Origin of the sequence: Pseudomonas sp. S3E17 (genome assembly GCF_024168685.1) — a bacterium.
In the GTDB taxonomy this organism is placed as follows: Bacteria; Pseudomonadota; Gammaproteobacteria; order Pseudomonadales; family Pseudomonadaceae; genus Aquipseudomonas; species Aquipseudomonas marginalis.
In genome coordinates, this window is sequence record NZ_JALJWE010000001.1 from 2,382,675 (window position 1) to 2,402,221 (window position 19,547).

General features: G+C 62.9%; 20 protein-coding genes. 13 read left to right on the top strand and 7 right to left on the bottom strand.

What is annotated here, in order from left to right:
- Positions 1 to 44 precede the first annotated feature (44 nt).
- Genes J3D60_RS10335 through J3D60_RS10345 form a run of 3 tightly spaced genes read right to left on the bottom strand, consistent with a single transcriptional unit; the run spans position 45 to position 2,483 of the window.
- Entirely contained in the window at positions 45 to 851 is an 807-nt protein-coding gene (locus J3D60_RS10335; RefSeq protein ID WP_253491299.1) for a sulfite exporter TauE/SafE family protein, read from the bottom strand.
- Positions 852 to 2,096 carry an FAD/NAD(P)-binding oxidoreductase gene (locus J3D60_RS10340; RefSeq protein WP_253491301.1) on the bottom strand — a complete coding sequence of 415 codons (1,245 nt, stop codon included), beginning with the start codon at positions 2,094 to 2,096 and terminating at the stop codon, positions 852 to 854. It lies immediately after the preceding gene.
- A gap of 51 nt (positions 2,097 to 2,147) precedes the next feature.
- Positions 2,148 to 2,483, bottom strand: a complete 336-nt coding sequence (locus J3D60_RS10345) for a helix-turn-helix transcriptional regulator (protein WP_017527038.1) — start codon at positions 2,481 to 2,483, stop codon at positions 2,148 to 2,150.
- A 94-nt stretch (positions 2,484 to 2,577) separates the two neighbouring features.
- On the opposite strand from J3D60_RS10345, the gene J3D60_RS10350 reads away from it, so the two are divergent.
- Entirely contained in the window at positions 2,578 to 3,441 is an 864-nt protein-coding gene (locus tag J3D60_RS10350; protein WP_253491303.1) for an MBL fold metallo-hydrolase, read from the top strand.
- Positions 3,442 to 3,495: 54 nt separating this feature from the next.
- Here J3D60_RS10350 and bkdR read toward each other — a convergent pair whose 3' ends face one another.
- The gene (gene bkdR / locus J3D60_RS10355; protein ID WP_003174877.1) at positions 3,496 to 3,984 is read right to left on the bottom strand and encodes a Bkd operon transcriptional regulator BkdR; all 489 of its coding nucleotides are present in this window, start codon (positions 3,982 to 3,984) and stop codon (positions 3,496 to 3,498) included.
- A 195-nt stretch (positions 3,985 to 4,179) separates the two neighbouring features.
- On the opposite strand from bkdR, the gene J3D60_RS10360 reads away from it, so the two are divergent.
- From J3D60_RS10360 to J3D60_RS10380, 5 genes are all read left to right on the top strand, one after another.
- Positions 4,180 to 5,415, top strand: a complete 1,236-nt coding sequence (locus J3D60_RS10360) for a 3-methyl-2-oxobutanoate dehydrogenase (2-methylpropanoyl-transferring) subunit alpha (RefSeq protein ID WP_092490224.1) — start codon at positions 4,180 to 4,182, stop codon at positions 5,413 to 5,415.
- Position 5,416: 1 nt separating this feature from the next.
- Positions 5,417 to 6,475, top strand: a complete 1,059-nt coding sequence (locus J3D60_RS10365; protein WP_253491305.1) for an alpha-ketoacid dehydrogenase subunit beta — start codon at positions 5,417 to 5,419, stop codon at positions 6,473 to 6,475.
- Positions 6,476 to 7,732, top strand: coding sequence for a dihydrolipoamide acetyltransferase family protein (locus J3D60_RS10370; RefSeq protein WP_253491308.1), 1,257 nt, complete (start codon positions 6,476 to 6,478; stop codon positions 7,730 to 7,732). It begins immediately after the preceding gene.
- Between the two features lie 4 nt (positions 7,733 to 7,736).
- Complete coding sequence (gene lpdA / locus J3D60_RS10375; protein WP_253491311.1) at positions 7,737 to 9,116, top strand: dihydrolipoyl dehydrogenase; 1,380 nt, start codon at positions 7,737 to 7,739, stop codon at positions 9,114 to 9,116.
- A 103-nt stretch (positions 9,117 to 9,219) separates the two neighbouring features.
- Complete coding sequence (locus J3D60_RS10380; protein ID WP_065940198.1) at positions 9,220 to 10,239, top strand: branched-chain amino acid aminotransferase; 1,020 nt, start codon at positions 9,220 to 9,222, stop codon at positions 10,237 to 10,239.
- 66 nt (positions 10,240 to 10,305) lie between these two features.
- On the opposite strand, the gene J3D60_RS10385 is transcribed toward J3D60_RS10380, so the two are convergent.
- Positions 10,306 to 11,199 (bottom strand): GNAT family acetyltransferase, encoded by an 894-nt coding sequence (locus J3D60_RS10385; RefSeq protein WP_253491314.1) that lies wholly within the window; start codon positions 11,197 to 11,199, stop codon positions 10,306 to 10,308.
- Between the two features lie 287 nt (positions 11,200 to 11,486).
- On the opposite strand from J3D60_RS10385, the gene ctlX reads away from it, so the two are divergent.
- The 7 genes from ctlX to J3D60_RS10420 all read left to right on the top strand — a co-directional run bounded on the left by ctlX (position 11,487) and on the right by J3D60_RS10420 (position 17,394).
- A complete protein-coding gene (ctlX, locus tag J3D60_RS10390) occupies positions 11,487 to 12,413 on the top strand; it encodes a citrulline utilization hydrolase CtlX (protein WP_065940199.1) in 927 nt (308 codons plus the stop codon).
- 11 nt (positions 12,414 to 12,424) lie between these two features.
- Positions 12,425 to 13,471, top strand: coding sequence for an ornithine cyclodeaminase (locus J3D60_RS10395; protein ID WP_065940200.1), 1,047 nt, complete (start codon positions 12,425 to 12,427; stop codon positions 13,469 to 13,471).
- Positions 13,472 to 13,728: 257 nt separating this feature from the next.
- Positions 13,729 to 14,508: an ABC transporter substrate-binding protein gene (locus J3D60_RS10400; protein ID WP_141155473.1), complete on the top strand. Its 780-nt coding sequence runs from the start codon at positions 13,729 to 13,731 to the stop codon at positions 14,506 to 14,508.
- A 137-nt stretch (positions 14,509 to 14,645) separates the two neighbouring features.
- Positions 14,646 to 15,347, top strand: coding sequence for an ABC transporter permease (locus J3D60_RS10405; protein ID WP_027606180.1), 702 nt, complete (start codon positions 14,646 to 14,648; stop codon positions 15,345 to 15,347).
- Positions 15,344 to 16,057, top strand: coding sequence for an ABC transporter permease (locus J3D60_RS10410; protein WP_065923793.1), 714 nt, complete (start codon positions 15,344 to 15,346; stop codon positions 16,055 to 16,057). Before J3D60_RS10405 ends, J3D60_RS10410 begins: the two co-directional genes overlap by 4 nt.
- 3 nt (positions 16,058 to 16,060) lie before the next feature.
- Positions 16,061 to 16,891 carry an ABC transporter ATP-binding protein gene (locus J3D60_RS10415; protein WP_253491317.1) on the top strand — a complete coding sequence of 277 codons (831 nt, stop codon included), beginning with the start codon at positions 16,061 to 16,063 and terminating at the stop codon, positions 16,889 to 16,891.
- A 5-nt stretch (positions 16,892 to 16,896) separates the two neighbouring features.
- Positions 16,897 to 17,394: an Lrp/AsnC family transcriptional regulator gene (locus J3D60_RS10420; RefSeq protein ID WP_053138651.1), complete on the top strand. Its 498-nt coding sequence runs from the start codon at positions 16,897 to 16,899 to the stop codon at positions 17,392 to 17,394.
- A 74-nt stretch (positions 17,395 to 17,468) separates the two neighbouring features.
- Here J3D60_RS10420 and J3D60_RS10425 read toward each other — a convergent pair whose 3' ends face one another.
- Together J3D60_RS10425 and J3D60_RS10430 are read right to left on the bottom strand one after the other, a co-directional pair.
- Positions 17,469 to 18,302 (bottom strand): TIGR03915 family putative DNA repair protein, encoded by an 834-nt coding sequence (locus J3D60_RS10425; RefSeq protein WP_253491320.1) that lies wholly within the window; start codon positions 18,300 to 18,302, stop codon positions 17,469 to 17,471.
- Entirely contained in the window at positions 18,299 to 19,519 is a 1,221-nt protein-coding gene (locus J3D60_RS10430) for a putative DNA modification/repair radical SAM protein (protein WP_027606175.1), read from the bottom strand. The genes J3D60_RS10425 and J3D60_RS10430 overlap by 4 nt, the downstream gene beginning before the upstream one ends.
- Positions 19,520 to 19,547: the final 28 nt, after the last annotated feature.

Here is a 19,547-nt window from a genome sequence, read left to right on the forward strand (position 1 = left end):
GCTCAAAAACAAGGGAGATTCAAATGTTGGACTGCATTTCAAATTCACAGCAAAGCGTTCACAAGCATTCCAGCTGCAACCACTACACACAGGCTGGCAAACCCCACCTGCAAGGTACGGGCGGGGATCACCGAGCACAGGCGCCGGCCGATCAGCATGCCGACGATGCTCGCCGCGATGAACACCCAGCCCACGGGTTCGATGCGCACGCCGGCATGGAACGCGCCAGCCACGCCGATCAGCGAAATCAGGCTGATCACCATCAGCGACGTGGCGACGATGCCGCGCATCTGCACATCGGTGAGTTGCTTGAACGCCGGCACGATCAGAAAGCCGCCGCCCACCCCGAGCAAACCCGAGACCGCCCCGGTCACCGCGCCCAGTGCGGCCAGGGTGGCGCTGCATTTGGCGGTCCAGGCCAGGCGCCCGGTCTGCTGGTTGAGCATGCAGTTCTTCTGGCCCCAGGACGCCGCGCCATGATCGCTCGGCCCGGCCTCGAGCTTTTCGCGCTGCAACATGCGCCAGGCCACCAGCACCATCAGCGCACTGAACAGGCCCATCAGCACCGGCTCCGGCAACTGGTGGGCGAGAAACACCCCGACCGGCGAAAACAGTGCGCCGAGCAACGCGATCAACAGCGCGGCGCGGTAACGCACCAGGCCGTGGCGCAAGCCGTCAATCGCCCCGACGGCCGCGGCCGCGCCCACGGCCAGCAACGACACCGGTGCCGCCTGGGTCATGGTCAAGCCCAGCCCCAGCACCAGCGCCGGCACCCCGAGGATGCCGCCGCCCGCGCCGGTCAGGCCCATGACCAGGCCCATCAACACGCCTAAAACGCTCGCCAGCAGCATTCAGTCCACCTTGCTCAGACGGGTCAGCCACTCGCGGCCCTTGAGCATGCCGTTCCAGTAGAACCACGGCAGCCAGGTCGCCTTGAGGAACCACATCGAACGGCGTGCCCGGGTCGGGTCGAGGGGAAAGGTCGGCAGCAGCTTGCCGCCGTAGCCGAACTCGGCCAGCACCACCTTGCCCTTCTCCACCGTCAGCGGGCACGAACCATAGCCGTCGTACTTGAGCGGCAGCGGCGCCTGTTTGCGCAGGGCCAGCAGGTTTTCGGCGACCACCACGATTTGCTTGCGCACGGCGGCGGCGGTCTTGGCATTGGTGGTGCCGCACACATCGCCCAGGCCGAAGATGTGCAGGTAGCGCAGGTGTTGCAGGCTGTGGGGGTTCACCTCGCACCAGCCGGCGGCGTCGGCCAACGGGCTGTGGCGGATGAAATCCGGCGCGACTTGCGGCGGCACCACGTGCAGCAGGTCAAAGGTTTTTTCCTCCAGGGTGACGTTGCCCTCGGCGCCCTTCACCTCGAACCAGGCCTTGCGCGCCGGGCCGTCGACCTTGACCAGGTTGGCGTTGAACGCCAGGCGCGCGTGGTATTTCTCCACGTACTTCATCAACGGCGGCACAAAGGTCGCCACGCCGAACAGCGCCGCGCCGGCCAGGTTGAATTCGACGTCGATGTGCTTGAGGTCGCCCTGCCTGAGCCAGTGATCGCAGGACAGGTACATGGCCTTTTGCGGCGCACCCGCGCATTTGATCGGCATGGCCGGCTGGGTAAAGATCGCCTTGCCGCGCTTCAACTGCTGCACCAACTGCCAGGTATACGCCGCGTGCTCATAGCTGTAGTTGGACGTGACCCCGTTGCGGCCCAACGTGTCTTCCAGGCCCTCGACTTTCTCCCAGGCCAGGCGCAGGCCGGGGCAGACGATCAGGTTGTTCCAGGTCACCCGCTGGCCGTTGTCGAGCACCAGGGTGTGCTCATCCGGCAGCACCTCGGTAACGGCAGCCTGCACCCAGGTGACGCCATTGGGCAGCACGTCGGCCAGGGGGCGTCGGGTCTTTTCCAGGTCATAGGCGCCGCCGCCGACCAGGGTCCAGGCCGGCTGGTAGCAGTGCTGGTCGCTGGGTTCGATCAGGGTGATGTTGAGATCGGGGTCGCGCTTGAGCAGGCTGGCCAGCAGGCCGATGCCTGCCGAACCGCCGCCGATGACGACGATATCGCCACTGATGGTTGGCCCCCAGTGTTGGTCGGTCATGGTCTATTGCCTTTTATCGTCAATGCACACAAGGGTCGCTGCCGTATGGCGTCACGCCCAGCTTTTTATCACCGCGCCGCAGTAAAGGCCGGACAGTGTCTTCATCACTTGGATCACTTCATGGCTGGCCAGCCCGTAGAAGATGTACTTGCCTTCGCGACGGGTGGCGACCAGCCCTTCGTCACGCAGGATGCCCAACTGCTGCGACAGCGTGGGCTGGCGTACACCGGTCATGGTTTCCAGCTCGCCGACGTTGCGTTCGCCCTGGGTCAGCTGGCACAGGATCAACAGGCGATCCTCATTGGCCAGGGCCTTGAGCAAGGCACAGGCCTTGGATGCCGACGCGCGCAACTGGGCGACTTCGCCTTCACTCAGAGTAGATTCCATTTGCCTCGGGTCCTTTGCGTCACTTAAGCTCAAAACATTATGTGTAAATGTAAAGTGATTGTAATCACTTTTTTCAACATCAGGGGCAGCCGTCATGTCAGCGTTGATTCATTCCTTTCTGGACGAGGCGTCGTCGACCTACACCTACGTCGTCTATGAAGCGGACGGCGGCCCCTGTGCCATCGTCGATTCGGTGCTCAACTACGACCCGGCCTCCGGGCGCACCGACACCGCCCAGGCCGACAAGGTCATCGCCTTTGTGCGTGAGCACGGCTTGCAGGTGCAATGGCTGCTGGAAACCCACGCCCATGCCGACCACCTGTCGGCTGCGCCGTACCTGCGTCGCACCCTGGGCGGCAAGATCGCCATCGGCCAGAGCATCAGCAAGGTGCAGGACGTGTTCAAGCACCTGTTCAACCTGGAGCCGGAGTTTCGCGTCGATGGCTCGCAGTTCGACCACCTGTTCGCGCCGGATGAAATCTTCCACATCGGCACCATCAAGGCCCAGGCCCTGCACGTGCCCGGGCATACCCCAGCGGACATGGCCTACCTGATCGACGACCGCTTGATCCTGGTGGGCGACACCCTGTTCATGCCCGACGTCGGCACCGCCCGCTGCGACTTCCCCGGCGGCGATGCGCGCCAGCTGTATGCGTCAATGCGCAAACTGCTGGCCTTTGCCCCCGACACCCAGCTGTATGTATGCCATGACTACCCGCCCGAAGGCCGCGAGGCCAAATGCCTGACCAGCGTGGCGGAACAACGCGCGGGCAATATTCATGTGCATGACGGGGTGGATGAAGCGACGTTCGTGGCCATGCGCACCCAACGCGATGCCGGGCTTGGCATGCCAACGCTGTTGTTGCCGGCGATCCAGGTGAATGTGCGGGCGGGGAATATGCCGCCGGCGGAAGAGAATGGGGTTACTTACTTGAAGATCCCCCTCAACCAACTCTGAGATGCGGAAATAATGTTGGAGGCCTGCCCCCTCCCACATTGGTAATCTGATGCATCAGCTACCGAGGCTGATGCCATTGGCCGGGAGCGGCAACGCTGTCTTATAGCGCACCTGCTTAAGCGCAAAGCTGGAACGAATATTCGCCACCCCCGGCACCTTGGTCAGAAAGTCCATCATGAAACGCTCCAGCGACTGGATCGTCGGCACCAACACCCGGATCAAATAGTCCGGGTCGCCAGCCATCAAGTAGCACTCCATCACCTCGGGCCGATCGGAAATCGCGCCTTCGAACTGCTGCAACGCCAGCTCGTTCTGCTTTTCCAGGCTCACATGGATAAACACGTTGACGTGCAGCCCCAGCAAATCGGCGTCGAGCAGGGTGACCTGCTCGCGAATCAAGCCCAGTTCTTCCATGGCCTTGACCCGGTTGAAACAGGGTGTGGGCGACAGGTTGACCGAGCGGGCCAGGTCGGCGTTGGTGATCCGCGCATTCTCCTGCAGGGCGTTGAGAATGCCGATATCGGTACGGTCCAGTTTGCGCATGAGACAAAATCACCTGTTTATTATGTTTATGCAGGTTTTTTATCCGCAAATGATCACGGGCGCAATGAAACACAGATAAATATTCTTCTACGCCACGCCTATGATTGTTGTAGGACAAGATTTCTTCTACCCGAAGACGGACTGTCAGCTAGCGCGCCCACTACAAGAAATTCACAAGATAGAGCGTAGAAAGCCATGACCCAGCAGTACGAACCCCTTCGCCTGCACGTGCCCGAACCCTCGGGCCGCCCAGGCTGCAAGACCGACTTTACCTACCTGCGCCTGACCGACGCAGGTCTGGTGCGCAAACCCGCCATCGATGTAGAACCCGCCGACACCGCCGACCTGGCCAAGGGCCTGATCCGCGTGCTCGACGACCAGGGCCAGGCCCTGGGCCCGTGGGCCGAAGGGGTTCCCGTTGAAGTCATGCGCAAAGGCATGCGCGCCATGCTCAAGACGCGGATCTTCGACAACCGCATGGTGGTCGCCCAGCGTCAGAAAAAAATGTCGTTCTACATGCAGAGCCTTGGCGAAGAAGCCATCGGCAGCGCCCAGGCCCTGGCCTTGAACATCGACGACATGTGCTTCCCCACATACCGCCAGCAAAGCATCCTGATGGCCCGCGACGTGCCGCTGGTGGACCTGATCTGCCAGTTGCTGTCCAACGAGCGCGACCCGCTCAAAGGCCGCCAGTTGCCGATCATGTATTCGGTCAAGGACGCAGGCTTCTTCACCATTTCCGGCAACCTCGCCACCCAATTCGTACAGGGTGTGGGCTGGGGCATGGCCTCGGCGATCAAGGGCGATACCAAGATCGCCTCGGCCTGGATCGGTGACGGCGCCACCGCCGAATCCGACTTCCACACCGCCCTCACCTTCGCCCACGTATACCGCGCCCCGGTGATTCTCAACGTGGTCAACAACCAGTGGGCCATCTCCACCTTCCAGGCCATCGCCGGCGGTGAAGCCACCACCTTCGCCGGACGCGGCGTCGGCTGCGGCATCGCCTCCCTGCGCGTGGACGGCAACGACTTTATCGCGGTGTACGCCGCCTCCGCCTGGGCCGCCGAGCGTGCGCGCCGCAACCTCGGCCCAACCCTGATCGAATGGGTCACCTACCGCGCCGGCCCGCACTCCACCTCGGACGATCCATCCAAATACCGCCCCGCCGACGACTGGAGCCACTTCCCGCTGGGCGACCCGATTGCCCGCCTCAAGCAGCACCTGATCAGGATTGGCCAGTGGTCCGAAGAGGAACACGCGGCGGTCAGTGCCGAACTGGAAGCCGAGGTGATCGCCGCGCAGAAACAGGCCGAACAGTACGGCACCCTGGCCGGTGGCCAGATCCCAAGCGCCGCGACCATGTTCGAAGACGTCTATAAAGAGATGCCGGAGCACTTGAAGCGCCAGCGTCAGGAGTTGGGGATCTGACATGAACGATCACAACAACAGCATCGAATTGGAAACCGCCATGACCACCACCACCATGACCATGATCCAGGCCCTGCGCTCGGCCATGGATGTGATGCTTGAGCGTGATGACAACGTGGTGGTGTTCGGCCAGGACGTCGGTTACTTCGGCGGTGTATTCCGCTGCACCGAAGGCTTGCAGACCAAATACGGCAGCTCGCGGGTGTTCGACGCACCGATCTCCGAAAGCGGCATTATCGGCGTGGCCGTGGGCATGGGTGCCTACGGCCTGCGCCCGGTGGCCGAGATCCAGTTCGCCGACTACGTCTACCCCGCCACCGACCAGATCATCTCCGAAGCGGCGCGCCTGCGTTATCGCTCGGCCGGCCAGTTCACCGCACCGCTGACCATGCGCATGCCCTGCGGCGGCGGCATCTACGGCGGCCAGACCCACAGCCAGAGCATCGAAGCGGTGTTCACCCAGGTCTGCGGCCTGCGTACGGTGATGCCGTCCAACCCCTATGACGCCAAGGGCCTGCTGATTGCCTCGATCGAAAACGATGACCCGGTGATCTTCCTTGAGCCCAAACGCCTGTACAACGGCCCGTTCGACGGCCACCACGAGCGCCCGGTAACACCGTGGTCGAAACACCCGCAAGCGCAAGTGCCGGACGGTTACTACAGCGTGCCGCTGGACGTGGCCGCCATCGTGCGTCCGGGCTCGGCCGTCACTGTGCTGACCTACGGCACCACGGTGTATGTGTCGCAGGTCGCCGCCGAAGAAACCGGCATCGACGCCGAAGTCATCGACCTGCGCAGCCTGTGGCCGCTGGACCTGGACACCATCGTCAAATCCGTGAAGAAGACCGGCCGTTGCGTGGTGGTGCACGAAGCCACCCGTACCTGCGGCTTTGGTGCCGAGTTGGTGGCGCTGGTGCAGGAGCATTGCTTCCACCACCTGGAAGCGCCGATCGAACGCGTCACCGGTTGGGACACCCCCTACCCGCACGCGCAGGAGTGGGCGTATTTCCCAGGCCCGTCTCGAGTGGGCGCGGCGTTGAAACGGGTCATGGAGGTCTGAATGGGCACGCACGTTATCAAGATGCCGGACATTGGCGAAGGCATCGCGGAAGTTGAACTGTCGGTCTGGCATGTGAAGGTCGGCGACATGGTCGTCGAAGACCAGGTGCTGGCGGATGTGATGACCGACAAAGCGATGGTGGACATTCCCTCGCCGGTCCACGGCAAGGTGATTGCCCTCGGCGGCGAGCCGGGTGAAGTCATGGCGGTGGGCAGTATTCTGATCAGCATTGAAGTGGAAGGTGCGGGTAACGCCAAAGACGTGCCGGTGGCGAAAGAAGCGCCCAAGGCTGCGCCCGTCGTCGAGGCCAAACCGGCACCGGTGGTTGAGAGCAAGCCCGCGCCCGTCGTGACCGCACAGGCCCCCGTGACTCGCGAAGCCGACGAACGCCCCCTGGCCTCCCCCGCTGTACGCAAGCACGCGCTGGATGCCGGTATCCAACTGCGCCTGGTCCAGGGCTCCGGCCCCGCCGGGCGGATCCTGCATGAAGACCTCGACGCCTACCTGCAACAAGGCGCGTCAAAAGCTTCGACGGCAGCCAACCCTTACGCCGAGCGCAACGACGAAGAACAGATCCCGGTGATCGGCATGCGCCGCAAGATCGCCCAGCGCATGCAGGACGCCACCCGGCGTGCCGCGCATTTCAGCTATGTGGAAGAGATCGACGTCACCGCCCTCGACGAGCTGCGCGTGCACCTCAACGACAAGCACGGCGCCACGCGCGGCAAGCTGACGTTGCTGCCATTTATCGTGCGCGCCATGGTCGTGGCGCTACGGGAGTTCCCGCAGATCAACGCGCGCTACGACGACGAAGCCCAGGTCATCACCCGCCTCGGCGCAGTGCATGTGGGCGTCGCCACCCAGAGCGACGTGGGCCTGATGGTGCCGGTGGTGCGTCACGCCGAAGCCCGCAGCCTGTGGGGCAATGCCGAGGAAATCGCGCGCTTGGCCACTGCTGCACGCAATGGCAAGGCCAGCCGCGATGAGCTGTCCGGTTCGAGCATTACCCTGACCAGCCTGGGCGCCCTGGGCGGCATCGTCAGTACCCCGGTGCTGAACCTGCCGGAGGTGGCCATCGTCGGCGTCAACCGTATCGTCGAGCGGCCGATGGTGATCAAGGGCCAGATCGTGATCCGCAAGATGATGAACCTCTCCAGCTCCTTCGATCACCGCGTGGTCGATGGCATGGACGCGGCGCAATTCATCCAGGCCATTCGCGGCCTGCTCGAACAACCCGCCAGCCTGTTCCTGGAGTAAGGGCATGACCCAGACATTGCATACCACGCTGCTGATTATCGGCGGCGGCCCTGGCGGTTATGTGGCCGCCATTCGTGCCGGCCAGCTGGGCATCCCGACGATCCTGGTGGAAGGCCAGGCGTTGGGCGGCACCTGCCTGAACATCGGCTGCATTCCGTCCAAGGCCTTGATTCACGTGGCCGAGCAGTTCCAGCAAACCGTGCACCACAGCCAGGGTTCCCGGTTGGGAATCGAGGTGGATGTGCCGACCCTGGACATCCGCAAAAGCGTGGAATGGAAAGACGGCATTGTCGACCGCCTGACCACCGGTGTCGCCGCACTGCTTAAAAAGCACAAAGTGCAGGTGATCCACGGCTGGGCCAAGGTGGTGGACGGCAAGACCGTCGACGTCGGCGACCAGCGCATCCAGTGCGAACACCTGCTGCTGGCCACCGGTTCGACAAGCGTCAACCTGCCGATGCTGCCGATTGGCGGGCCGATCATCTCCTCCACCGAAGCCCTGGCGCCGACCCGCGTGCCCAAGCGCCTGATTGTGGTGGGCGGCGGCTACATCGGCCTGGAGCTGGGGATTGCGTATCGCAAGCTCGGCGCCGAGGTCAGTGTGGTCGAGGCCCAGGACCGCATCCTGCCGGCCTACGACGCCGAGCTGACGCAACCGGTGCACGAATCCCTCAAGCAGTTGGGCGTGAAGCTGTACCTCAAGCACAGCGTCACGGGTTTTGCCGATGGCAACCTGCAAGTATGCGACCCGAATGGCGACATCCTGTCGCTGACAACCGATCAGGTGCTGGTTGCCGTTGGTCGCAAACCCAACACCCAGGGTTGGAACCTCGAAGCGCTGAACCTGGAGATGAACGGCGCGGCGATCAAGATCGACAGCCGCTGCCAGACCAGCATGCGCAACGTGTATGCCATCGGCGACCTGAGCGGCGAGCCGATGCTGGCGCACCGCGCCATGGCCCAGGGCGAAATGGTTGCCGAACTGATCAGCGGTCAACACCGCGAATTCAACCCGGCCGCGATCCCGGCGGTGTGCTTCACCGACCCGGAACTGGTGGTGGTCGGCAAGACGCCCGACGACGCCAAGGCCGCCGGCCTGGACTGCATCGTGTCGAGCTTCCCGTTTGCCGCCAACGGCCGCGCGATGACCCTGGAGTCGAAAACCGGCTTCGTACGGGTGGTGGCGCGACGGGACAATCACCTGATTGTCGGCTGGCAAGCAGTCGGCGCCGGCGTGTCCGAGCTGTCCACCGCGTTCGGCCTGAGCCTGGAAATGGGCGCGCGCCTGGAAGACGTGGCCGGCACTATCCACGCCCATCCGACGCTTGGCGAGGCGGTGCAGGAAGCTGCGCTGCGGGCCCTGGGCCACGCCTTGCACCTATAGCGCTTGTGGCGAGGGCGCTACAGGGGATGCGAACGGGCCCGGGAATGAAGTATTGTTGCGCCCATTCAGAAAAAAACCGACTTGACCAAAGATAGAGGGTGTCATGGGTAACGAAAGCATCAATTGGGACAAGCTGGGTTTTGACTACATCAAGACCGACAAGCGGTTTCTCCAGGTCTGGAAAAACGGCGAATGGCAAACCGGCACCCTGACCGACGACAACGTGCTGCACATCAGCGAGGGCTCTACCGCCCTGCACTACGGCCAACAGTGCTTCGAAGGCCTCAAGGCCTACCGCTGCAAGGACGGCTCGATCAACCTGTTCCGCCCGGACCAGAACGCCGCGCGCATGCAGCGCAGCTGCGCCCGCCTGCTGATGCCCCACGTCCCGACCGACGCGTTCATCGACGCGTGCAAGCAAGTGGTCAAGGCCAACGAGCGGTTCATCCCGCCGTACGGCAGCGGCGGCGCGCTGTACCTGCGCCCGTTCGTGATCGGCACCGGTGACAACATCGGCGTGCGCACCGCGCCGGAGTTCATCTTCTCGGTGTTCTGCATCCCGGTCGGCGCCTACTTCAAGGGCGGCCTGGTGCCGCACAACTTCCAGATCTCCACCTTCGACCGCGCCGCGCCACAGGGCACCGGTGCCGCCAAGGTTGGTGGCAACTACGCCGCCAGCCTGATGCCGGGCTCGGAAGCGAAGAAATCTGGTTTCGCCGATGCGATCTACCTGGACCCGATGACCCACTCGAAAATCGAAGAAGTCGGCTCGGCCAACTTCTTCGGGATCACCCACGACAACCAGTTCATCACACCGAAGTCACCTTCGGTGCTGCCAGGCATCACCCGCCTGTCGCTGATCGAACTGGCCCAGACCCGCCTGGGCCTGGAAGTGGTCGAAGGCGAGGTGTTCATCGACAAGCTGGATCAGTTCAAGGAAGCCGGTGCCTGCGGCACTGCCGCGGTAATCTCGCCGATCGGCGGTATCCAGTACAACGGCCAGTTGCATGTGTTCCACAGCGAGACCGAAGTCGGCCCGATCACCCAGAAGCTCTACAAAGAGCTGACCGGCGTGCAGACCGGCGACGTCGAAGCGCCAGCGGGTTGGATCGTAAAAGTCTAAGCCAGTAACACCGCAAAACCCTGTGGGAGGGGGCAAGCCCCCTCCCACATTTGCTCTCCGGTGTATTCAAGAATCCTTCGGGATATTCTCGGCAATCTTCTTGCCCATGCTGATCCTCGGCTCCACCCCATACCCCAGCGCCTCATAGAACCCCACCACCACCTCATTGCCAGCGGTGATCTGCAGGTTGATCTTCATGCAGCCCAGGGCCGTCAGGGCCTGTTCCGCATGCCGCACCAGCGAGGAACCGAGGCCATGACGCCGATAGCCAGGGTGCACGGCCACCGAGTACAACCAGCCGCGATGACCGTCGTAGCCGGCAAGCACCGTTCCGATGACAGTCTTTTTGTCCGTCGCCACAAAAAACAGCCCGTCATTGACCGCCAGTTTCTTATCGATCGCCAGGGTCGGCAGGTTATGCGCCGTGTCATACCCAAACGCCTCCTGCCATAACGCCACCACTTGCCCACGGTGCTGGCGGTCACGGTACGGCCCGATGGGATGGCGCGACAACAGCGCCTTTTCCATCACCAACGTGCGCTCATTGCCGTGGTAGACGTCACGTACCGTGTGAAAACCCAGCCTGGTGTAGAACGGCTCGGCGGTCAGCGAAGACGGCACACTCAGCGTCGTCACGCCCGCTTCCCGCGCGCGCAGTTCGATTTCAATCATCAGCAACCGGCCAATGCCCTGCCCTTGCAGCGCCGGATTGACGAACACCGAGCGCACCACATTGGCATCCAGGGCCGCCGTCGCGACGATCACCCGGTCCTGGACCGCCACCAGCACCACACGGCGCTTGAGCAGGTCGAGCACCGCGTCCGGGGTGAAGTTGCTGGCCACCCGGGCAATCACATCCGCCGGATAGTCCCGCGCATTGCTGCTGTGCAAGGCCGCCAGGATGACCTGGCTGATCCCTTCGGCATCCTCGGATTGGGCAAGACGTACGACGGTAGACATGATTCCTCCTGGCTGACGGCGCGAATACAGTCGCCACTGTACCAATGTGGGAGGGGGCTTGCTCCCGATGGCGGTGTGCCAGTTGATGGATTGAGTGACTGATATACCGCAATCGGGGGCAAGCCCCCTCTCACATTTTGACCGTGCTCCAGCTCCAACAGCCGATTCGGCTGCCACACCCACCTTTTCAGCTTTCCCGGCTGGGCCGCCCCGATGTTTCAGCCGGGATTCATTCCGCACAAGCCACAAAATAGCCCCACTGCTCAACCCCATGGATTCGTGCACCCATGCAAACCACCAATACCGTCCTGATGATTCGCCCGGCGCGCTTTGCCTTCAACCCGGATACCGCGATCAACAACCGTTTCCAACGCCCGCCCCTCGACCCGCTCAGTGCACAGCAGAAAGCGCTGGAAGAGTTCGACGGCTATGTCGACACCCTGCGCCGGCACGGCGTGGAAGTGCTGGTGGTGCAAGACACTCCGGCGCCCCACACACCCGACTCGATCTTCCCCAACAACTGGTGGAGCAGCCACGCCGACGGCAGCCTGGTGCTGTACCCGATGGAAGGCCAGAACCGACGACTGGAGCGCAACAAAGGCGTGCTGCAAGTGCTGGAGCAGCGCTTTGCGATCAAGGACACCATCGACCTCAGCCACCTCGAACAACAGAACATTTTCCTCGAAGGCACCGGCAGCATGGTCCTCGACCGCCAGCACCGCATCAGCTACGCCTGCCACTCCGGGCGCACCCACCACGACGCGTTGCGCCAGTTTGCCGAACGCCTCGACTACCGGCTCTGCGTGTTCCACGCCGTCGACCGCCACCACGCACCGATCTACCACAGCAACGTGATGATGAGCGTCGGCCGCGACCTCTCGGTGGTGTGCCTGCAAGCGCTGCCCGACGCCGACGAACGCCAGGTCCTGGAACGCTCGCTGCGTGACACAGGTAAAGACGTCCTCGGCCTCGACTTCGACCAGCTCGAAGCCTTCGCCGGCAACATGCTCGAAGTCCACGACCGCGACGGCCAGCCGCTGCTGGTGATGTCTGCCAGTGCCTGGGGCGCGCTGCAACCGGCGCAGCGCCGGCATGTGGAGCGCCACACCCGGCCGGTGGTGGTGAACATCGACAACATCGAACGCATCGGCGGCGGCAGTGCCCGCTGCATGCTGGCAGAAGTGCATCTGCCCGCCCGTCCCTCATTTCAATAAGGAGTCTTGCCATGACCCGCTATATCGACGTCAACGACCTCAGCTATCTGGTTTCGCAAAAGGGCCTGCACACCTGCATCACCGAGATGGCCGAGTACATCCGCGCCGACTACCTGCGCTGGCAGGACTTTGAAAAATGCGCACGCCTGGCCAACCACTCGCCGGATGGCGTGATCGAGTTGATGCCGGTGTCCGACGCCTCGCTGTACGCCTTCAAGTACGTCAACGGCCACCCGAAGAACACCTTGGCCGGCATGCTCACCGTGATGGCCTTTGGTGCCCTCGGTGACGTCGACACCGGCAAACCGGTGCTGCTGGCGGAAATGACCCTGACCACTGCCATTCGTACCGCCGCCACGTCGGCCCTGGTGGCCCGCTACCTGGCCCGCGCCAACAGCCGCAGCATGGCGTTGATCGGCAACGGCTCCCAGAGCGAATTCCAGGCCCTGGCCTTCCACGCCATGCTCGGCATCAACGAGATTCGCCTGTTCGACATCGACGCCAAGGCCACCGCCAAGCTGGCAGCCAACCTCAAGGCGTTCCCGGCAATCAAGGTGATCCTGGCCGGCAGCGTGGCCGAAGCGGTCAAGGGCGCAGACATCGTCACCACCGTCACCGCCGACAAGGCCTACGCAACCATCCTCACCGACGACATGATCGAGCCCGGCATGCACCTCAACGCCGTGGGCGGCGACTGCCCGGGCAAGACCGAACTGGACCGCCGCATCGTCGAGCGCGCCCGTGTGATCGTCGAGTACGAACCGCAAAGCCGCATCGAAGGTGAAATCCAGCACATGCCGGAAGACTCGCCGGTGACCGAGTTGTGGCAGGTCATCAACGGCCAGGTCGCCGGCCGCGAGCATGAGCGCCAGGTCACCCTGTTCGACTCGGTAGGCTTTGCCATCGAAGACTACTCGGCCCTGCGCTATGTGCTGGACGTGGCCAAGGCCCTGGATATCGGCAGCGAGCTGGAACTGGTGCCGGACCTGGCCGACCCGAAAGACCTGTTCGCACGCCTGGCCCAACAGCCTCGTGCACAGCACAAAAAGCGCGCCTGAGACCGCTCTGGCCTGCCCCTTTGCGCCAAGGGCAGGCCGGATTTCCAGGGCTGAAAAGCCGATTCAGCGGGTGCCACAGCCGATTCCGCTGCATTGCGTGTTTTAACAGCGCAATTTGCGCTTTGAGCACCGGGTAAACGACACAAAAAACGCACCATCATGAAGCATTCTGAGCCCGACCAAAGAGTCACCGAATGCATGCACGCTGCACCCTTTCTACTGCCCTGACATCAATTACAAAATATAGGGACCGACACATGACTCCACTGCGATCACTCTTCGCTGCATTGCTGTTGCCACTGTGCGCCGGCGCCGCCCACGCCCAGGATTGGAAAGAAATCCGCTTCGGCGTATTCCCCGAGTACCCCCCGTTTGAATCCGTGGCCGCCGACGGTAGCCTGCAAGGCTTCGATATCGAGTTGGGCAATGCCATCTGCGCCAAGCTCGAGGTCAAATGCACCTGGGTGCACAACGAATTCGACGGCATGATCCCGGCCCTGCGCGCGCGCAAGTTCGACGCGATCATGTCGTCCATGGCCGTGACCCCGGCGCGCGCGCGAGTCATCGACTTCACCGACCGCCTGTTCCTCAGCCCCACGTCGGTGATCACGCGCAAAAACGCCGACTTCGGCGACACCCCGGAATCGTTGAAAGGCAAACAGGTCGGCGTGCTGCAAGGTTCTTTGCAGGAAGCCTATGCCCGCGCGCACCTGGCCAAACTGGGCGCGCAGATCAAGGCGTACCAGTCCCAGGAGCAGAACTACGCCGACCTGCAGAACGGCCGTCTCGACGCTACCCTGACCGACAAGCTCGAAGCCCAGCTCAACTTCCTGTCCAAGCCTGAAGGCGCCGACTTCAAGACCGGCCCGGCCTTCAAGGACCCGACCCTGCCCCTGGACATCGCCATGGGCCTGCGCAAGAACGACCAGGACTTGCGTGCGCTGATCAACAAAGGCATCGCCGCCGTCCAGGCCGATGGCACCTACGCACAGATCCAGAAGAAATACTTCGGCGATCAAGACATCTACAACGAATAAGCCAACACAATCCCTTGTGGGAAGGGGCTTGCTCCCGATAGCGGTGGGTCAGTCAATACAGGTGTCGACTGGCACGCCCTCATCGGGAGCAAGCCCCCTCCCACAGGGGTATGTCTGCGCCCTTTAGAGAGCTCCCCATGAACGAACTCCTCAACCTGCAAGGCTACGGCCCGATGCTCGCCCAGGGTGCCTGGATGACGGTCAAGCTGGCGCTCCTGGCGCTGGCCCTGAGCCTCGCCCTGGGCCTGATCGCCGCCGGCGCCAAACTGTCCAGCGCCCAATGGCTGCGGGTGCCGGCCACGCTGTACACCACGCTGATCCGCAGCGTGCCGGACCTGGTGCTGATCCTGCTGATTTTCTACAGCCTGCAACTGTGGCTCAACGACCTGAGCGAAGTGTTCGGCTGGGACTACTTTGAAATCGACCCGTTTACCGCCGGGGTCATCACCCTGGGGTTTATCTACGGCGCGTATTTCACCGAGAACTTTCGCGGTGCGATCCTCAGTGTGCCGGTCGGCCAACTCGAAGCCGCCACCGCCTACGGCCTGAGCCGCTGGCAGCGTTTTCACCTGGTGCTGTTCCCGCAGCTGATGCGCTTTGCCCTGCCGGGCCTGGGCAATAACTGGCTGGTGCTGCTCAAGTCCACGGCGCTGGTGTCGATCATCGGCCTGTCGGACCTGGTCAAGGCTGCGCAGAACGCCGGCAAGACCACCAACGAGCCGTTGTACTTCCTGATCCTCGCAGGCCTGGTGTACCTGGTGATCACCACCCTCTCCAACCGCATCTTCAAGCGCCTCGAACGACGCTATAACCTCGGCATCAAGGGGATGGCACGATGATCGAACTGTTCCAGCAATACGGCCTGGCCTACCTGTTCAGCGATGGCACCGGGTTGTCCGGCGTTGCCATGACCTTGTGGCTGTTCATTATCTCGGTGGTGCTGGGGTTTTTCCTCTCGATCCCCCTGGCGCTGGCCCGCGTGTCGGAACACTTCTGGCTGCGCTGGCCGGTGGAGGTCTACACCTACCTGTTCCGCGGCACGCCGTTGTATATCCAACTGTTGATCTGCTACACCGGGCTGTACAGCCTGGAGGTGGTGCAGGACAACGCCCTGCTCAACCAGTTTTTCCGCAATGCCCTCAACTGCACCCTGCTGGCCTTTGTGCTCAATACCTGCGCCTACACCGTAGAAATCTTCGCCGGGGCGATCCGCAACATTCCCCACGGCGAACTCGAAGCGGCCCGCGCCTATGGCCTGCACGGCTGGCGCCTCAACCTGTTTGTGGTAGTGCCTGCCGCACTGCGCCGCGCGCTGCCGGCCTACAGCAATGAAATGATCCTGATGCTGCACGCCACGTCGCTGGCGTTTACCGCCACCGTCGCCGACATCCTCAAGGTGGCGCGCGATGCCAATGCCGAGACGTTCCTGACGTTCCAGGCCTTCGGCATCGCCGCCCTGCTCTACATGCTGCTGTCCTTTGCACTGGTGGGCCTGTTCCGACTGGCCGAACGTCGCTGGATGCGTTTTCTTGTTCCTACCCGAGGCTAACCCATGAATCAGTCCGCGCAGGCCCTGGCCACTTATCCTGTCGATGTACCCGTTACCCAGGCGGCAACTGCTGTCGTCAAGCTGCAGGTCGAAGGCATCCATAAACGCTACGGCGAACACGAAGTGCTCAAGGGCGTGTCCCTCAACGCCCGCAATGGCGACGTAATCAGCCTGATCGGCGCCAGCGGCTCGGGCAAAAGCACCATGCTGCGCTGCATCAACTTTCTCGAGCAGCCGGACGCCGGCGTCATCACCCTGGACGGCATCAGCATCGAAATGCGCCAGGGCCGCGCCGGCGCCCGTGCGCCGCACCAGGAACAATTGCAGAACCTGCGCACGCGCCTGGCCATGGTGTTCCAGCACTTCAACCTGTGGAGCCACATGACCGTGCTGGAAAACATCACCATGGCCCCGCGCCGGGTGCTGGGGGTAAGTGCCGCAGAAGCGGAAAAACGCGCGCGCATGTACCTCGACAAGGTCGGCCTGCCGGGCCGCGTGGCCGATCAGTACCCGGCGTTCCTGTCCGGCGGCCAGCAACAGCGCGTGGCCATCGCGCGGGCCCTGGCGATGGAGCCGGAAATCATTCTGTTCGATGAACCCACCTCCGCCCTCGACCCCGAACTTGTAGGAGAAGTCCTCAAAGTCATACAGACGTTGGCTGAGGAAGGTCGTACCATGCTGATGGTCACCCACGAAATGGGCTTTGCCCGCCAGGTGTCCAGCCAAGTGCTGTTCCTGCATCAGGGCCGAGTCGAGGAACAAGGCGGCGCCGAGATCCTCGACCACCCCAACAGCGAGCGCTTGCAGCAATTTCTTTCCAACCGTTTGAAGTGAAACCCATGGATACCAAGGCCAACGGACCCCATACCTCCCCTGCGCTGGATCGCATCGATGAGGCAATCATCGAAGTGCTGCGCCACCAGGGGCGTATCACCTATGAAAAGCTCTCGTCACTGGTGCACCTCACCCCCAGGCCCTGCCTGGAGCGGGTGCGCAAGCTGGAGCGACGCGGGGTGATTCGCGGGTACGGCGCGATCATCGATGTACAGATGGTCTCGCCCGGGCTGTCGCTGCTGGTGCTGGTGGCCTTGTCCAACCAGAGCGGGCGCTCGGCGCAAAAGGCCTTCGAAGCCTGTATGAAGGCCTGCCCTCAGGTGTTCGAATGCCAGTTGATAAGCGGGCCGTTCGACTACAGCCTGCGCATGCGCTGCCGGGATATGGAGCACTACCGGGTGGTATCGGAGATCTGGCTGAACAATGATGAGCTGCACATCGATAAGTTGGTGGCGCATCCGGAGTTGGCGGTGGTGAAAAATACCGCCATCGAACTGGCCTGAGCCCCACTCGCCAAGCCAATGAGGTCGAATGTGGGAGGGGCAAGTCGAATCGTCGCACCGCCCCTCCCACATTTTTAACCATGCCCGCTTAAGATTTTCTTACCTTGGCGCGCCCCCACCAGCTTCGCCTGCCCATCCTTCTGCTTCCCCGTACGCGCCTCGCTGATCAACCCCGGGATCAACCTGCCCTCCGGCAGATTCTTCCAGAACCGACTCGGCAAGTGCCCTTCCATCACCTTGGGGTTCAACCGCGCCGGGTTGAAGATATGGCTGTAGTACGTCAGCCACATCGCACTGTGGGGATCCTCGACGTTCTGCGCCAGCTGCTGCCAGGCCTCAGGGCATTGGCGTTGATGAATCAACTGTTCGCCATCGTAATAAACCCCATCCAACGGCGTGGCGATCATCCAGCGATGGCGCCCCATGCGCCCGACAAAATGCTGGCTGGCCGATTTGAGGATGTCATGGGCCGGTTCATGCCAGGCCACGTACTCCGGCAACTCGGGCCCTGCTTCTGCCGGCAAGGCGATAAAGCGCACAAACGCATGCAGGTGATGGGCCTCGCGACTCACCTGCTTGATGCGCCGCTGCAGCTCAGTGCCGAGTTTATCCCCCGCCAGCATCGCGGTGCGGTCGCCATGGCTGACGCGCCAGAGCACTTCGTACAACAGGCTCCAACGCTGGTCGCCGTGGTAACAGGCGGCTGACGCCAACAGCTCCAGCAGCGCCTTGGGAATTCGCGCCTGGAACGGACCCAAGCCTGCGGGGATCGGCTCATCGGTCGCAAACAGGTCCGCCGCCTGCACCTCGCCCCAGCTGACCTGGCTGGGGTCGACCTGATGGCTGAGCAGCCAGCGCGCCTGTTCGCGCCAGGTGCTGAAAAGGTTGTCGCATTCCAGGCTGATCATCCCCACAACCCCATCTGCTGCGGCTGCGGGCGGTCGCGCAGTTGTTCGCGCAGCAGCACGCTGGTGCTGTCCGCCTGTTGCGGGTGGTAGTCACTGGTGATGAAGAATGGCTTGGCCTTGGCCAGTACACAGCGCATGCGGGCCAGGTCTTCAAAGCGGATCTTGCGTTCGCGGCGCAGGTCCACCAGGCGCTGGGTGGTGCGCAGGCCGATGCCCGGGATGCGGGCGATCAAGGTCGGCTCGGCACGATTCAGGTCCAGGGGGAATACCTCGCGGTGCTCCAGGGCCCAGGCCAGCTTGGGGTCGATATCCAGGGCCAGGTGGCCGGGGCCTTCGAACAGTTCGTTGGCACTGAAGCCGTAGCTGCGCAGCAGGAAATCCGCCTGGTACAAGCGATGCTCGCGCATCAACGGCGGCGCGGCCAGGGGCACGCTTTTCGGGCTGTTGGGGATGGGGCTGAAGGCCGAGTAATACACGCGGCGCAGCTTGAAGTTGCCATACAGCGCCTCGGCACTGTGGAGGATGGTGCTGTCGTCGGTCTCGTCGGCGCCGACGATCATCTGGGTACTCTGCCCGGCCGGGGCGAAACGCGGTGCACGGGGTTCGTTCAGGACCGTCTGCTCGCCGGTGTAGATGGTCTGCATGGCCTGCTTGATCGAGACGATCTGCTTTTCCGGCGCGAGGGTTTGCAGGCTGGCATCGGTGGGCAGTTCGATATTCACGCTGAGGCGATCGGCGTAGCGCCCGGCCTCGGCAATCAGCGCCGGGTCGGCTTCGGGGATGGTCTTGAGGTGGATGTAACCGCGAAAGTCATGCTCTTCGCGCAGCAGTTTGGCCACCCGCACCAATTGCTCCATGGTGTAGTCGGCCGAACGAATGATGCCGGAGCTGAGGAACAGCCCGCTGACGCAGTTGCGCTTGTAGAAATCCAGGGTCAGGGTGACCACCTCCTCCGGGCTGAAGCGTGCACGGGGCACGTCGCTGGAGCGGCGGTTGACGCAGTATTGGCAGTCGTAGAGACAGAAGTTGGTGAGCAACACCTTGAGCAAGGATACGCAGCGACCGTCCGGCGTGTAGCTGTGGCAGATGCCCATGCCATCGGTGGAGCCCAGCCCAGCCTTGCCTTCCGAGCTGCGCTTGGGCGCGCCGCTGCTGGCGCAGGAGGCGTCGTACTTGGCGGCGTCGGCGAGGATGCTGAGTTTTTCGATCAACTGCATGGGGGCTTACCGATACTGGTTTTTTGTA